Below are 15,519 nucleotides of genomic sequence, written 5' to 3' on the forward strand. Positions count from 1 at the left end.
GGCCTTAATGACCTGGCACCCCCTGGTCTTTGCGCGTAGCGTTCTTCTTCGGTGGCGCCACCCCGGCCGGTCCGGAGTTGTACGCCACATCGACAGCCCGGCATGAGGTGCCGGAAACCAGCCATAAACCCACAGATGGGGAGTCATCAGTGCTCAACAAGGTTGTGATTGTGGGCGGCGGAACGGCAGGATGGATGACCGCCTCGTACTTCAAAGCAGCGTTCGGAGATCGCATCGACATCACTCTCGTGGAGTCGGGAACGGTCGGAGCCGTCGGCGTGGGAGAGGCCACCTTCAGCGACATCCGCCACTTCTTCGAGTTCCTGGGACTCAAGGAGAGCGACTGGATGCCGGCATGCAACGCCACGTACAAACTTGCCGTCCGCTTCGAGAACTGGCGGGAGCCGGGTCACTACTTCTACCACCCCTTCGAGCAGATGCGGTCGGTCAACGGGTTCCCGCTCACCGACTGGTGGCTCCAGCAGAGACCGAGCGACAGGTTCGACAAGGACTGCTTCGCGATGGCCTCGATCATCGACGCGGGCCGCAGTCCGCGGCATCTCAACGGGGCCCTGCTGGACACTCCTTACGACGAGAGCGCCGAGGAGATGCAGGGCCTGACGATGTCGGAGCACCAGGGCAGGACACAGTTCCCCTACGCCTATCACTTCGAGGCCGCTCTGCTGGCCAAGTATCTGAGCGCCTACGCGGTGGAGCGTGGAGTCAGACACATCGTCGACGACGTCCGGGACGTGGAACTCGACGAGCGCGGATGGATCAGCAGCGTACGCACTGCCGAGCACGGCGACATCACCGGTGACCTGTACATCGACTGCACAGGGTTCCGCGGCCTGCTCCTGAACAAGGCGCTCGAAGAGCCGTTCCTCTCCTTCCAGGAGAACCTGCCCAACGACAGCGCGATCGCCCTTCAAGTCCCGATGGACATGGAACGGCGCGGCATCCTGCCATGCACCACGGCCACTGCCCAGGACGCCGGCTGGATCTGGACGATCCCGCTGACCGGCCGGGTGGGCACCGGCTACGTCTACGCCCGCGACTACATATCCCCGGATGAGGCTGAACGCACTCTGAGGGAGTTCGTAGGGCCCGCCGCCGCCGATGCGGAGGCCAACCACATCCGTATGCGGATCGGCCGCAGCCGCAACTCCTGGGTGAAGAACTGTGTCGGTATCGGCCTCTCCAGCGGTTTCGTGGAACCGCTGGAGTCCACCGGGATCTTCTTCATTCACCACGCCATCGAGCAGCTGGTGAACAACTTCCCGGGGGAGGACTGGAACCCGGCTCACCGCGACCTCTACAACCAGTCCGTCGCGCATGTCATGGAGGGAGTTCGGGAGTTCCTCACCGTGCACTACGCCACCGCGAAGAGAGCAGACAACCAGTACTGGCGTGACACGAAGACCCGGCCTCTGCCCGAAGGACTTGCCGAACGTCTGGAGAAGTGGAAGACCCAGCTTCCCAACACCGAGACGGTCTACCCCTACTATCACGGACTGCCGCCGTACTCGTACATGTGCGTTCTCCTCGGCATGGGCGGAATCGAGCTGAACCCCTCGCCGGCGCTCGCCCTGTCCGACCCCAGGGCCGCGGCACGCGAGTTCGAAGCCATCCGGCAGAAGACGGAAAAACTCGTCGATGTCCTCCCGGCGGCCTACGACTACTTCACCCGCCTGGGCTGAAGCCGAGTTCCCCGCCGGAAAGGACCCCGGGAATGGGCGGACTCGACCTCGGTGTACACCTCCTGCACACAGGCGCTGCGCTGAGCGTCGTCCTGTTCATCGCCGCGGCAGGAGGGAGAACAGCCCGGCTCATGCACCAGCCCCGAGTGATCGGGGAGATCATTGCCGGTCTGCTGGCAGGGCCTGCCGTGATCTTCCTGTTCGGCGAGGAGACCTTTCATGTGCTGCTTCCCGGGACCGTACTCGACGTGCTCACTCTGATCGGCCAGACAGGGCTGATCCTTTTCCTGGTCGGTCTGGCTCACAAGCTGCGGACGGGCAGCGGCTCACCCTCTCGCGGAACCGTCTGGACAGCGGCCGGCGCCTTGGTCGCGCCGCTGCTCAGCGGAGTGCTGCTCGTCTGCTGGATCGTCGCCACGGACGATGCCGCCGTACGAGGGAACGCCCCGTTCCTCGCGTTCCTGCTGATCGTCGCGGTGGCCATGTCCATCACCGCTGTTCCCGTGCTGGCCCGGATCCTGACCGACAGAGGCATCAGCGAGACTGCCGCGGGGCAGGCCGCACTGGGATCAGCCGTGGTCATCGATGTCGTCGGGTGGGTGTTGCTGACCGTCGCGATCGGTCTCGGCACCGGGGACCACACGTCCTCGATGCACTCGGCGCGAGCCCTGCTGACAGGAGTTGTCTGCGCGCTGGCCATCCGGTACATCCTGCGTCTCGACGCGGCACGGGTGATGTGCCGACGCCTGCCGAGGGGCACAGCGGTGTTGCTCGCCGCTGCCGCGCTGGGCGTGGCGTTCACAGTGGAGCACATGGGCATGACCTCCATACTGGGTGCGGCACTGGTCGGACTGGCCGTTCCCGGCGGCCCGGACGCCCCCTGGGGGCGGGCCGTCACGGCGGTCTCCCGCTTCGGACGTGCTCTGATCCCCGCGTTCTTCGTGGTGACCGGCATCACGGTACTGCAGCAGGCGTTCGCATCCGTCTCCTGGATGCTCGTGGGCCTGACCGTCCTGCTGGGCTGTGCGGGCAAGGGACTGGGCGGGTACGCCGGTGCCCGGCTGGGCGGCCATGCCCCGGGTGCCGCGGCGCGCGTCGGGGTTCTGATGAACACACGCGGCCTCACTGAACTCATCGTGCTGCAGGCCGGGTACGAGGCAGGGCTGCTGGCCGCGCCACTGGTTCTCGCGCTGATCGTGATGGCACTGGCCACCACTGTGATGACAGGACCCCTGCTGGACCTTCTCGACAGCAAGGCTGGACACCCGGATGCCGGTAGCGCTCCCGCCGAGACAGAAAGCGGTATCAGATGAACGAGTCCACGATCAGGCCGGCGGCCGGTGTCACCTCCGTGCCGGCCCCGGTGACCGCCGACGGGTTCCGGAGAATGATGAGCAGCTTCCCCTCGGGGGTCGGGGTGGTCACCACCACCGACCACATCGGCGATCCACGCGGGATGACCTGCTCCTCGGTGTGCAGCGTCTCGCTGGAACCGCCGACCCTGCTGGTGTGCCTGCGCGATGGCAGCCCTACGCTGGAAGCGATCATGAAGAGTGGCACTTTCGCACTCAATCTGCTGCACGAGGACGCACAGCAGACGGCGGAGCTTTTCGCATCCGGAAACCCCCGGCGCTTCGCGATGGTTGCCTGGGAAGAGGGGGCCGGGGCTTGCGGACCGCACCTCGTCCGGGACGCGCACACCGTGGCGGACTGCGAGGTGGTGCTCACCCAGCAGGTGGGCGACCACCGCATCGTTTTCGGCGGTACCCGTCGCATCACCCATCGGCTGTCCCGAGCTCCGCTGCTGTACGGGATGCGGCAGTTCCGATCCTGGTCCCGGGACTGACCTCCGCAACGTCCGGCTCACTGTGACCGGCCCACGAGGACGCACGGCCGGCCGAAGCCCGCTGTGGTCCCCAGGGCCGGAGGTCCGCCCGCGCCCCCGCGGTCATTCGTGCCGACTGCCCCTCCAGAAGGGCCACTCCCAAAGGAGTCACCGTGTGCAGCACGCTGTTGCGGATCCGCCGGGTGGTGATCAGTCCGGACTGCCGCAGCACCGCCGTGTGCTGGCTGGCACCGGCAGGAGAAATGCCGAGACGCTCGGCCAGCTGACTGGTGGTGCACGTGGCGCGCAGCGCCCGCAGCGCAGCCGCGCGCGTGTGTCCGATGAGAGCTCCCAGGTCCTGCTCGGTGGCGACGGACTCCGGCCAGGGGCTGGGCGCACCTCCCCGCCGGGGCAGTGTGGCGAACAGCAGGACCGGCCGGCCGTCTCCCGGTGAAGGCCACAGGCCGGCCGGCCGGTGATGAAGAAACACCGAGGGGACCAGTTCCACGCCACGGCCGGCCAGTGTGACTTCTTCGTCCGGCCCGCCGGGCACCTCCAGCACGGGGGACCGCCACGTGATGCCGGGATGCAAGGTCTTCAGCAGTTGTTCGGTGCCCCCAGCCATCATGCAGCGGCCCCGGCTCTCGCAGTCCGCCTCCAGATAGGCCAGCATGCCTTCCCAGTACGGCGCCACCGCCACCCGCCAGACCTGTGCCAGGAACCCGTTGAGCCACGGCGCCTGCCCCGGCTGCTCCTCGGGGGGGACAGGTCGGCAGGCACCCCGCAGCACCTGGCGCAGCAGTGCGTCCTGGTCACCCGCGCCGACCCCGTGCAGCAGCGACGCCGGCAATCCGGAGACGCGCTTGCTCACCAGCCGGTTCCACCGGGCGTAGGGCGCGGCCGGATATCCGGCCAGCAGGCCGGCGGCACAGGCCGTCTCGACGAGTGGTCCCAGGGTGGGCCTGAGCCGGGTTCGCGCGATGTCGGTGGTGGTGAAACGGATCCGCAGCACTGTAACCCCCGTCGCCTTGTGCTGCCGGTGATAGCCGGCGATCCGTGAGCCGTGGACGAACACCGGCCTTCGGACCGTGACCGGTCCCCGGTCGCGTTGCGTGTGAGCGAGCAGATGACCTCCGGGTGTATGTTCCGGTCCTCTGCTGACACGGGACTGACTTCCACGGCCGTGGCCCCGGGTGTCAGTGCGGCAGGCCGCGCGGGTCACCGCGAGGGGCCCGGTCCCGCGGGCGTACGATCCGCGACAGGGCACCGGCCAGCCGCCGGTGGTGCCCGGAAGCGGTTCGCCCGGCGGTGAGAGAGCAGGAACACATGTCCTCCTTCGATCCGCAGCAACGCCTCTACGGGGATCTCGCCCGCTGGTGGCCGCTGATTTCCCCCGTCGAGGAGTACGACGAGGAGGCCAGAGCCGCGGGTGAGCTGTTCCGCCTGGCCGAGCGACCGGTGCGGGACGTTCTGGAACTCGGCAGCGGGGGCGGCAACACCGCCTTCCATCTGCGGTCGCGGTACTCGATGACGCTCGTCGACCTGTCGCAGGAGATGCTCGCCGTCTCCCGGGAGCTGAATCCGGGTGTGGAGCACCGGGTGGGCGACATGCGCGACGTGCGGCTGGGGCGGGACTTCGACGCGGTGCTGGTGCACGACGCGATCGATTACATGACGACGCCGGAGGACCTGTCCGCCACGTTCCGCACCGCCTACGAGCACTGCCGGCCCGGCGGTGTGGCCGTCTTCTTCCCCGATCACCTCGCCGGCACCTTCGAGCCCGGCACCGACTGCGGCGGCGGCGACGCGCCCGACGGCCGCGGCGCCCGCTATCTGGAGTGGCACCTGCCCCCCGAACCGGGCTCGACCACCGTGCGGACGGAGTACACCTTCACCCTGCGGGAGGCCGACGGAAGCATCCACACGGTTCACGAGACACATGTGACCGGCCTGTTCACGGCCGCCACCTGGCGAGGGCTGCTGAGCGAGGCCGGCTTCCGGGTCACCTCGGCCCAGGAGTCCGGCCCGGCGGGCCGCACTCTCTTCGTCGGGCACCGGCCGGCGGGATGAGCGTTCCTCGGCCGGCGGAACCGTTCAGTGGCCGGATGCCGCGGCCGCCAGGGGCGGGGGCAGCGTGTTCAGCGCCAGCGAGAGTGCCAGGACAGCCAGGACGACGAGGGTGAAGACCAGCAGCGGACGCGGCACCCGGCGGAGCGGTCCCCGGACACCGCCGCGCGGCCGGAGGCGCGGAAGGCCCCGCAGGAGCCGGCGCTTCCAGTACAGCAGCCGGTAGTAGTGTTCCCGCACGGCTGTCCCCTCCCTCCGGCTGTCCCTTCCCCTTCGCCGGGCGACGCGCACGGCGCTTTCCATGCTGGCACACCCGGTGACAGTTTCGCGTGGGTGCGGTGCCCGCCCACTTGCCGGCCGGGCACCGCACCGGGGAGCCGGGTCACACCAGGCCGCTGCGGACCGCGTGCGCCACGGCCTGGGCGCGGCTGCGGGCGTGGAGGCGGCCCATCAGCTCGTAGATGACGTTCTTGACCGTGTGCTCGGAGCAGGAGAGCGCCCGGGCGATCGCGGCGTTGCGGTGGCCCTCCGCCATCAGCGCGAGGACCGAGGTCTGGCGCGCGGTGAGCGGGGAGGTCCCGGGCGCGGGGCCGTGTCCGGTGCCGGGGTTCCCGGGGTGGGTTCCGGCGCCGCCGAGCAGCCGTACCAGAGCGGTGTACGGCACGCGGCCGTCGCCGTGGTGCGCGCCGTGGACGGCGGCGGACAACTGGGCGGGGGTGACGTCGTCGGCCAGCAGGACGGCGGGGACTCCTGCCCTGATCGCCCTGCCCAGCCCGGCGGGTGAGACGGAGTCGCAGACGGCCAGCATCCGGCGGGCGTCCGCGGGCGCGGGCACGGCCGCGAGGGCGTCCTCGACGGTGGCAGCGGCGGCGACCAGCACGGCGTCTCCGTCGTGCGTGTCCGCTCTCACCAGGCCGATGCCGGCCTCGCGCAGCAGGCCCGTCAGGCGGCCCAGCCGTGCTTCGCCCTCGCCGCCGCGCGTGGCGGCGAGGCGGACACAGATCTGGGTTGTCTCGCGTACGGGTTCGGCGACGGTGGTCACAGCAGTCCCGCCCGCAGTGCGTAGGCGACGGCGTGGGCCCGGTTACGCAGCCGGAACCGCTGGGTGATGTCGTGGACGACGGTCGTGACGGTGCGCGGTGAGTAGCACAGCTCCTGGGCGATCTCGTTCGTCTCGTGGCCGTCGGCGACCATGCGCAGCACGGAGCGTTCCCGGTCGCTCAGGCCCGCGGCGGCCCAGCCGTCGCGCGCGTCGCCGAAGGACGTCCCCCGGGTACCCGAGTGTTCCAGGAGTCTGTCGAGCAGGTCGGGCGGGAGCGTGCAGTCGCCCCGGGCGGCGGCCAGGACGGCGCGCGCGAGTCTGGCGGCCTCTGCCTCCCGGCGGCGCAGAAGTCCGCGGGCACCGACCGCGATGGCGTGCAGTGCCTCGCTGGGGGCCAGTTCGCTGGCCACGAGGACCACGTCGGGCCGGGAGGAGGCGTCGCGGGTGGTACGCAGCACGTCCAGCTCCGGGGGGCCCACCCGGTCGACAATCATGACCACGACACGCGGCTCTTCGCCGGGCACTGTCAGCGACAGGTCCGGGCAGGTGAGCAAAGTGCTCTTGGTGCCGGCTTCCAGCACCGGGTCGAGTGCGACAACGCTGACGGGTACGGGGTCTCCCACCGTTTCCTCCCAAGGTGATCTGCCGGCTCGGTCGGGCCGGCGGGTCGTAGGGCACTGCTCAGCAGAATCCGCCCGCGGGCCCCCCGCCGCATCGGGCCCCGTCCCCCATATTGGCGAGGCCGGTGCCGGGGGGCGGTACGGGCAGCACGCACGGGCCCCGGGGAGGCGGGGGCGCTGCCGCCCGGGGCGGGGATCCCGGAGCCGGCTTCGGGGCGGGGACAGGGCACTCCCCCACCACGCGGACCGGCAGGTGGGGGCCGGGTGGGGGCGGGCAGCCGGAATATGGGGGCTGTCCCCCCATGTGGCGCGGCCCGGGCTCTGCGAGGTTGTTCCACGTGACTGATCCCGCCGCTGTCCGAGAAGCCGAGGTCCGCGCCCTGCCCCGCTGGTGGTGGGCCGCGGGTCTCACCCTCCAGGAGCGGCTCGCCGCGCCGGCTCCCCCGGCACTCGCGCGGGCCACCGCCCTCTCCGGCCGCCCTGCCCCGTGGAGCATCGGGGACGAGGCGGGGTTCGCCGCCCGCCGGGCGTTCCTGGAGCTCGACGACGACCGTCTCGAAGCCCTCGCCGCGGAGAGCGCCGAGCAGCTGGGCGCACGGACCGGCGAACCCGACTGGGCCCGGTACGTCGAGCGGGCTGTGGCCGAGGCTCCCGAGGAGCCCCGTGCCACGGGCGGCTCCGTTACGGAAGCGGAGGGCGCCGCGGTGTTCCTGCCGGCGCTGCGGCCGCTCATCGGCCCCGCCTGGGCCGAGGTGGCCGCCGGGACCACCCTGCGGGCAGCGGAACTCCACGCGGTGCGGACGGCGTTCGAGGAGCAGCTCGGCGAGCGGCTGACCCGGCAGGCCGCCCGGACCCTGGTGAAGGAACTGAGCATCGCCCGCGAGGCGGGCCGGCTGGCGGGCGGCACCCCGCACGAGCGGTTCGCCTCGTTCACCGGGCTCCTTGGCACCCGGCAGGGCCTGGCCGCTCTGTTCACCCGCTATCCGGTGCTGGCGCGGATGCTCGGCCAGTCCTGCGTCTTCGCCGCCCGGGCCACGGCGGAACTGGTGAACCGGTTCGCCGCCGACCGCGAGGCCATCGTGGCGGGACTGCTGCGGGGCACCGACCCGGGCGCGCTGGTACGGCTCGACCTGGGCCGCGGCGACGTGCACCAGGAGAACCGGTCCGTCGCGCTGCTGCACTTCGACGGCGGCGCCGCCGTCGTCTACAAGCCCCGTCCCCTGGACCAGCACGCACTGCTGGACCGTGCGGTGGGGTGGCTCAACGGCAAGGTGCCGGGACTGGGTCTGCGCACCCCGCGGGTGGTGCGCGGGGCGGGCTACGGGTGGCTGGAGTTCATCGAGTACCGCGGCTGCGAGTCGGTCACCGATGTGGACCGCTTCTACCGGCGTCAAGGGGCTCTGCTGGCCCTGCTGTACGCGGTCGACGGCGCGGACATGCACTACGAGAACGTCATCGCCTGCGCGGACCAGCCGGTGCTGGTGGACGCCGAGACGCTGCTGCACTCCGGTCTTCCGCCGGCGGTGACGGCCGGGCCGGACCCGGCGGCGGAGGTCCTGCAGAACTCCGTGCACCGGACGTGCCTGCTGCCGCAGCTGCTGATCGGGGAGAACGGCGCGCTGGACATCTCCGCCCTGGGCGGGGCGACCGGTGAGGCGTTCCCGAGCGACGGAATCCGCTGGGAGGGGGCCGGCACCGACACGATGCGGGTGGTCCGCGGACCCGTCGCGAGCCCGGCGGCACAGAACCGTCCGCTGCTGCGCGGCCGGACGACCGGCCACGCCGACCACCGGGCGGCCCTGCTGGAGGGGTTCCGGGCCGGCTACGAGGCGATCGGCCGGAACCGCGGCGAACTCCTGACCGGCGACGGCTGTCTGACCCGCTGGGCGACCACCCCCGGGCGCCTCATCGCACGGTCGACCCGGCTCTACACGACGCTGCTGGAGGAGTCCACCCATCCCGACGCGCTGGGGGACGCCCTGGCCCGGGACTCCGTGTTCGCCGTGCTGTGGACCGAGTCCGTCCACGACCCGGCCCGGCAGCGTCTGATCGAGCACGAGATCGCCGATCTGTGGTCCGGGGACGTGCCGCTGTTCTTCCATTACCCCTTCGAGACGGCCGTGCGGACATCCCGCGACGTCCGCATCGAGGAACTGCTGCCCGCCCCGAGCCTGCGGATCGTGGAGGACAAGATCCTCGCCATGAGCGAGGTGGACCGCTTCGACCAGGAATGGGTCATCTCCGCGACACTCGCCGTCACCGGAGCGAACTCCGGCTCCATCCAGCCCCGTTCACAGCTGACCGCACAGCCGGCGCCCGCCGCGGTGCCCGAGCCGTCCCGTCTGCTGAGCGCGGCCTGCGGCATCGCCGACGAGATCGCTGCCCGCGCGGTGCACGGCAGCGGCCGGGTCAACTGGCTCGGCCTGGAGGAAGTGGACGGAACGCACTGGTCCGTTCTGCCGATGGGCGGCGGGCTCGCGCAGGGCTACTGCGGAGTCGCCCTGTTCCTCGCTCAGATCGGCGCCGTTGCGGGCGCGGACCGGTACACCGCGCTGGCCCGCAGGGCGGTGGAGCCGCTTCCCGCGCTGCTGTCCGCGCTGGTCGAGGAGCCCGAGCTGAGCGCCGCCGTCGGCCCCGGTGCCCTGCACGGCCTGGGCGGCATCGTCTACGCGCTGGCCCGGCTCGCTCCCCTGCTCCAGGACGGGACGGGCGAGTGGCTCCCGGACGCGCTGACCGCCCTGGAACTGGCGGCCGGGACCGGCCAGGACGGCACCGGCGGGCCCGCGGACGAGCCGGCCGACAACCTGGCCGACGGCCTGGCCGGCGCACTGGCCGCCACGCTCGCTGTGCAGCGGATGCCCGGCACGGGACACGCGTCCGTACAGGCCGGACGCCTGGCCGGGCAACTGGCCGGCCGGCTGCTGGCCCGGGCCGGGAACCGCGTCACCCGCCAGGGGTTCGCCCACGGTGACGCCGGCATCGCCTGGGCACTGCTGCGGTACGCCGCCGCGCAGCCGGCATCGCACCCGGACGCCGTGGCGGCGGCCGCCCGGCCGTACGCCGCCGCACTGCTGCGCTCCTCCCTGACCGACGCGGTCCGCCGGCCCGGCGACCTCACCTGGCACTCGGGGCTCTCCGGGGCGGCACTGGCGGCGGCGGACGCACCGGGTCCCGCGGGCGAGCCGGCCCCGGAAGCCCAGCTCGCCCGCTCCGCCCGGCTGCTGAGCGCGGCCCCCCAGCCGGAGGACATGAGTCTGCGGCACGGCGGCCTCGGCATCCTGGAGGCGCTGGGCGTGCTCGCCGCCCGCGGACACGACGACGCCGCGTCCGCCCTGTCCCGGCGCACCGGGCAACTGCTCGGCAGGCTCCAGCAGCACGGCCACCGCTGCGGCACCCCCGACCACGTCCCGTCCCCCGGGCTGCTCACGGGTCTGTCGGGCATCGGCTACGGCCTGCTCAGGCTCGGCTTCCCGGACGCCGTTCCGTCCGTCCTGCTGCTCGGGCAGCAGGACGGTCCGCCGGACGGCCCTCGCACCACCGTCTGACCCCTGCCCCCGACTCGTCCCCACGACCGACCACGACCGACCACCCCATCCCCTCCGGGTCTCGCAGAAAGGTACTCACCACCATGAACCAGCTCCCCGCCGCCGCCGTGTCCGCCCGCAACGACGACGCCGACCCGGTTGAGCGCACCGAGGACCCGGCCGGCAGGATCACGCTGTCCGGGCGGAACAAGGCGTGCGCCCGCACCCGCGCCCTGGCGGGCATGGTGCTGACCAGCGGCATCGTGGTGACCCTCAGCTCCCTGGACACCAGCGTCTCCGGACCGCACGGCGTCTGACGGACAGTCACGGACGGCGGCGGTCCTCCCGGGTCACGGAAGAGCCCGGGCGGGCCGCCGCCGTGTCGCGACGCGGCGGCGCGCGGCCGGACACCTGCGCGAAAATGGCGTGGTGACAGCCCCTTTCGCTGCGTGGCCGATCAACTACCATGTACCCTCATGCGTTCCCGTGCGCCGTACCTCGTCGGACGAGACTCCCAGTTGTCCGAGCTCAGGCGGGCTCTGCCCGAGGCGCGGGAACACCGCGGCGGCGTCGTCTTCCTCGTCGGTGAGGCGGGCATCGGCAAGTCCCGGCTCGCCGCCGAAGCGGTCGGCATCGCCTTCGACTCCGGGATGCGCGTCCTGCGCGGCCGCAGCAGCACCACCGGCCCCGCGGTCCCTTTCAGGCCGCTGACGGAAGCGCTGATGTCGCTGTTCCGCAGCGGCGAACCACTGGACGACCTCCCGCTGGGGCCCTACCGGTCGGTGCTGGGGCGGCTCATACCCGACTGGAACACCGGTACCCAGGAGAGCAGTTCGATGCTCGTCCTGGGCGAGGCGGTGCTCCGGCTGCTCATCGCCACCGGGCGGGAACGCGGCCAGCTGCTGCTCCTGGAGGACCTGCACGAGGCCGACCCGGAGACCCTCGCCGTCGTCGAGTACCTGGTGGACAACCTGGAGCACACCCCCGTGCTTCTCCTGGCCACGATCCACACCGAGCCCTGCGACGCTCTCGATCTCGCGGCCTCCGCCCAGCGGCGTGGCGTCGGCACGCTGCTGGAGCTCCCCCCGCTCACCCGCCCCGAGGTCGGGCGCATGATCGCCGCCCAGCTCGGCACCGAGCCCGAGCGGGTGCCTGCCCCCGCCCTCGACCGGCTGTGGGACGACAGCGCCGGGAGTCCCTTCCTGGTGGAGGAACTGCTGCAGGGGATGATCAGCAGCGGTGCGCTGGTCCGGGGGGACGAGGGCTGGACGGTGGTCGGCGACCTGCGCAGCGACGTCTCGACGGCCCTGGCCCGGGGCATCCTGAGGCGCATCGACCGGCTCGGTTCGCAAGGCCTCACCCTGCTGTCCGCCGCGGCGGTCTTCGGCAGGCGTTTCCCGCTGACCGTCCTGCAGCGGATGACGGGCATCGACGACCGCGGCCTGCTCACCCACCTGCACGCCGGGGTCGCCGCCCAGCTCGTGGTGCCCGACGAGCCGGCCCCCGACTGGTACGCGTTCCGGCACCGGCTCACCGTCGAGGCGCTGTTCACCCAGCTGACGCCGGCCAACCGGGCCGAACTGTCCGGGCGGGCGGCGGACGCCGTCCAGGAGCTCCACCCGGAACTGACGGGAGAGTGGTGTTCCCTGGCGGCCGGCCTGCGCCTCGAAGCGGGCGACCTCGCCGAAGCCGGCCGGCTCTTCGCCGAGGCGGGCCGCCGCGCCCTGGCCGACGGCAATATCGGCTCGGCCGTCGCCCTGCTCGACCGGGCCGAACGGCTGCTGTCCGGCACCCAGGACACCGCCCACCGCGCCGGCGTCCTGGAGGCATTGCTGCCGGCGCTCGCCGAGGCCGGGGAGTTCACCCGGGCGTTCGGCCTGGCGGAGCAGCTCAACGCACTTGGCGGGTCCGGGCTGAGCGCCCCGCGGCTCGCCGCCCTGCACACCCGCCTCGCCAAGGTCGCCCACGTGGCGGGCCGCTGGGCCGACGGCAACCGGCAGATAGCGCGGGCCCGGGCCGTGCTGGGGACGGCTCCCGATGAGCGGCACACCGCGCCCGTGGATGTCGCGGCCGCCTATCTGGCACTCGACACGCCGGGACCGGACCGCAGTCAGCAGGCCGAGAAGCTCGCCCGCACCGCGCTGCACACCGCGGAACGACACGACCTGCCCACGGTGGTCTGCCAGGCCTGGGAGCTGCTGGCCACCCTCACCAGGGAAGGCGACTTCGACGAGGCCACCGCCATGCTGGAGCGGGCCCTGTACACCGCGGAGAAGCACCAGCTGCCCCTTCAGCGGATGTACGCGCTGACCCGCCTCGGGGGGAACGCCTGGCTCACGGAGGGGGAGACCGCCCCGCTGCTCGCGGCCCGGGGCGAGGCGCTGCGGCTGGGCTCGGCCACCATCGTCCACACCATCGACGGCATCCTCGTCCTGGACGCCGTGCTGCGCGCGGACTTCCCCGCCGCGCGGACGGCCGCCGAGGAGTGCCTGACGGTGGTACGGCGGCTGCGGCTGGCACCCACCATCCGCTACGTGCTGCTGGCCCAGGCGACACTGGCCGCCCATCAGGGCGACCGGGCGGCGATGGATCTCGCGCTGTCGGCATTCGCCGAATGGGACGGCCGCGGCTCCCAGGAGGAACCCCTGACGCTCGGCCTGGCCCGCGCGTTCTGCGCGCTGATGGAGGAGGACCGGTCCGGTGCCGTGCGCGAGCTCCGCGCCGTCTCCGCCCTCGAACGGGCCAATCCCAGTACCTATCACCTCAGCGGCCACTACGGGATCGGGCTGTTCCTGGACGTGCTGGCGAAGGACGCCGGCCGTGAGGGCCACGCGGAGATCGCGGCCACCGCCCCGGGCCGCATGCGCTGGAACCGCCAGTTCGTCCTGCTCGCCGAGGCCGTGCTGCTGGGCCGGGAGGGGCGGCCCGGACAGGCGGCCGCGGTGGTGGAGCAGGCCCTGCGCCTGGCCGGCCCCTACCCCACCGCGCTGCACCTGGGCCTGCGGCTCGTCGCCGAGGCGGCGCACGAGGACGGCTGGGGAGAACCCGTCGCCTGGCTGCGCCGGGCCGAGCACCACTTCCACCAGTCCTCGGTGCCCGACGTGGCCAACGCCTGCCGCGCGGCGCTGCGGCGGATGGGCGCTCCGGTGCACCAGCACCGCTCGGGCACCAGCCGTATCCCCGAGTCCCTGCGGGCCCAGGGGATCACGGTGCGCGAGTACGAGGTGTTCCAGCTGCTTGCCGAGCGGCTGAGCAACCGGGACATCGCCGAACGCCTGTTCATCTCCCCGCGCACGGTGGAGAAGCACATCGCGAGCCTCATCACCAAGACGGGTCATCACAACCGGTCCGCGCTGTGCGATCTGTCGGCGTCGTTCTGACCTCCGCCGTGGGGACGGGTGCGCGGGGCGCCCCCGCCCCGGAACCGGAACGGGGGCGCCCCTGGCGGACGGCCCGTCAGCCGCCGGCGGTCACCTCATCTCCCGGACCGGCCGCGACGTCAGCACGCCCAGCGCCGTCACCGCCAGGATCAGGGCGACGCCGCCGAACATCGCGGCGACGCTGATGTCGGCGAGGATCCCGCACAGCAGCAGCGAGACCGGGGCGATGGCGTAGCCGAGCACCATGTCGAAGGAGATCACCCGGCTCAGCATCTGCTCGGGGACATTGCGCTGCAGCCAGCTGAGACCGAAGACGCCCTGGAAGCCGATGGCGAAGCCCATGGTCAGGACGGTTCCGATGGCCGCCGTGGTGCTGCCCAGCAGCCCCAGCGATCCCATGCCCAGGGCCAGCCATCCCGCCAGGCCGGCCACCAGCAGCCCCACCCTCGGGCGCACCGACAGGGTGCCGCCGACCAGGGCCCCGAGCATCGCCCCGCCCACCAGCGCGCCGTTGAGCAGGCCCAGGGTCATGGAGCCGCCCTGGAGTTCGGACTTGGCCAGGGTGGCGAACCCGACGGTGAACGGCCCGGCGTAGCAGAAGGTCACCGCCGTGTCGACGACCAGCATGGTGCGGATGCGAGGGTCCTGCCAGGCGTACCGCAGCCCGTACCGGATGCGGGTGAGCAGCGTGTCGCCGGTCTCCTCCTTCCCGCCCCCCTCCGGCCCGGAATCGGTGTCCGCCTGCCGCGGAAGCGTCCGGACCCGGGCGACACACAGGGCGCAGACGGCGAAGCACAGGCCGTCGACGAGGAACGCGACATTGGCGTCGGAGAAGGCGACCACGATGCCGCCCACGGCCGGGCCGAGCACGGCGAACACCCGGGTTCCGGCCCCGAGCAGGGCGTTGGCCTGGGGCAGCATGTCCTTGTCGACGACCGACGGCAGGATGGACACCCTGGCGGGCTGGAAGAAGGCGTCGACCGCGCCGAAGGCCGCGGCGGCGACGCACAGCATGGCGATGTTCAAGGTTCCCGCCATGCCCGCCACGCCCACCATCACCATCAGGGCGGCCCGCGCCCAGCTGGAGAGCATCATCACCGTGCGGTGGGACCACTTGTCGCTGAGCGAGCCTCCGACCAGGGTCAGCAGGGCCCGGGGAACCGCCTGGAAGGCCAGCACCCAGCCGAGAGTGAGGGCGGAGTCGGTGAGGGTCAGCGTGATCCACGCGAACGCGATGTAGCTGAACCCGTGCCCGAGCAGGGACAGGGACTGTGCCACCCACAGCAGGCGGAACGACGGCAGCCGGGCGGGCCCCCACAGCCGTGAGCCGGCCTCGCTCAGAGTGCTCGACATGTCGGACC

At 72.0% G+C, this 15,519-nt stretch carries 13 protein-coding genes; 7 read left to right on the top strand and 6 right to left on the bottom strand.

What is annotated here, in order from left to right:
* Positions 1–149 precede the first annotated feature (149 nt).
* The gene (locus ABD299_RS21345; RefSeq protein ID WP_344265149.1) at positions 150–1,700 is read left to right on the top strand and encodes a tryptophan halogenase family protein; all 1,551 of its coding nucleotides are present in this window, start codon (positions 150–152) and stop codon (positions 1,698–1,700) included.
* Between the two features lie 32 nt (positions 1,701–1,732).
* Positions 1,733–3,013: a cation:proton antiporter gene (locus tag ABD299_RS21350; RefSeq protein WP_344265152.1), complete on the top strand. Its 1,281-nt coding sequence runs from the start codon at positions 1,733–1,735 to the stop codon at positions 3,011–3,013.
* On the opposite strand, the gene ABD299_RS21355 is transcribed toward ABD299_RS21350, so the two are convergent.
* Positions 3,006–3,248 carry a hypothetical protein gene (locus tag ABD299_RS21355; protein WP_344265196.1) on the bottom strand — a complete coding sequence of 81 codons (243 nt, stop codon included), beginning with the start codon at positions 3,246–3,248 and terminating at the stop codon, positions 3,006–3,008. The two genes, ABD299_RS21350 and ABD299_RS21355, sit on opposite strands and share 8 nt — an antisense overlap.
* Here ABD299_RS21355 and ABD299_RS21360 point away from each other — a divergent pair.
* Entirely contained in the window at positions 3,139–3,546 is a 408-nt protein-coding gene (locus ABD299_RS21360) for a flavin reductase family protein (protein WP_344265194.1), read from the top strand. The two genes, ABD299_RS21355 and ABD299_RS21360, sit on opposite strands and share 110 nt — an antisense overlap.
* On the opposite strand, the gene ABD299_RS21365 is transcribed toward ABD299_RS21360, so the two are convergent.
* Positions 3,476–4,537, bottom strand: a complete 1,062-nt coding sequence (locus tag ABD299_RS21365) for an ArsR/SmtB family transcription factor (protein ID WP_344265155.1) — start codon at positions 4,535–4,537, stop codon at positions 3,476–3,478. The genes ABD299_RS21360 and ABD299_RS21365 overlap by 71 nt on opposite strands.
* 314 nt (positions 4,538–4,851) lie before the next feature.
* Here ABD299_RS21365 and ABD299_RS21370 point away from each other — a divergent pair, with 314 nt between their 5' ends.
* Positions 4,852–5,595, top strand: a complete 744-nt coding sequence (locus tag ABD299_RS21370; RefSeq protein WP_344265158.1) for a class I SAM-dependent DNA methyltransferase — start codon at positions 4,852–4,854, stop codon at positions 5,593–5,595.
* Between the two features lie 24 nt (positions 5,596–5,619).
* Here the strand turns inward: ABD299_RS21370 and ABD299_RS21375 are convergent, their stop codons facing one another.
* From ABD299_RS21375 to ABD299_RS21385, 3 genes are all read right to left on the bottom strand, one after another.
* A complete protein-coding gene (locus tag ABD299_RS21375) occupies positions 5,620–5,832 on the bottom strand; it encodes a hypothetical protein (protein ID WP_344265161.1) in 213 nt (70 codons plus the stop codon).
* 142 nt (positions 5,833–5,974) lie between these two features.
* Positions 5,975–6,634, bottom strand: coding sequence for a helix-turn-helix transcriptional regulator (locus tag ABD299_RS21380; protein ID WP_344265164.1), 660 nt, complete (start codon positions 6,632–6,634; stop codon positions 5,975–5,977).
* Complete coding sequence (locus ABD299_RS21385; protein WP_344265167.1) at positions 6,631–7,257, bottom strand: helix-turn-helix transcriptional regulator; 627 nt, start codon at positions 7,255–7,257, stop codon at positions 6,631–6,633. The genes ABD299_RS21380 and ABD299_RS21385 overlap by 4 nt, the downstream gene beginning before the upstream one ends.
* Positions 7,258–7,592: 335 nt before the next feature.
* Here ABD299_RS21385 and ABD299_RS21390 point away from each other — a divergent pair, with 335 nt between their 5' ends.
* From ABD299_RS21390 to ABD299_RS21400, 3 genes are all read left to right on the top strand, one after another.
* The gene (locus ABD299_RS21390; RefSeq protein WP_344265170.1) at positions 7,593–10,799 is read left to right on the top strand and encodes a type 2 lanthipeptide synthetase LanM family protein; all 3,207 of its coding nucleotides are present in this window, start codon (positions 7,593–7,595) and stop codon (positions 10,797–10,799) included.
* An 83-nt stretch (positions 10,800–10,882) separates the two neighbouring features.
* A complete protein-coding gene (locus ABD299_RS21395; RefSeq protein WP_344265173.1) occupies positions 10,883–11,095 on the top strand; it encodes a hypothetical protein in 213 nt (70 codons plus the stop codon).
* Positions 11,096–11,254: 159 nt separating this feature from the next.
* A complete protein-coding gene (locus ABD299_RS21400; protein ID WP_344265176.1) occupies positions 11,255–14,158 on the top strand; it encodes a helix-turn-helix transcriptional regulator in 2,904 nt (967 codons plus the stop codon).
* 90 nt (positions 14,159–14,248) lie between these two features.
* Here ABD299_RS21400 and ABD299_RS21405 read toward each other — a convergent pair whose 3' ends face one another.
* Positions 14,249–15,511: an MFS transporter gene (locus ABD299_RS21405; RefSeq protein ID WP_344265179.1), complete on the bottom strand. Its 1,263-nt coding sequence runs from the start codon at positions 15,509–15,511 to the stop codon at positions 14,249–14,251.
* Positions 15,512–15,519 lie beyond the last annotated feature (8 nt).

Origin of the sequence: Streptomyces sodiiphilus, assembly GCF_039529215.1 — a bacterium.
GTDB lineage: Bacteria > Actinomycetota > Actinomycetes > Streptomycetales > Streptomycetaceae > Streptomyces > Streptomyces sodiiphilus.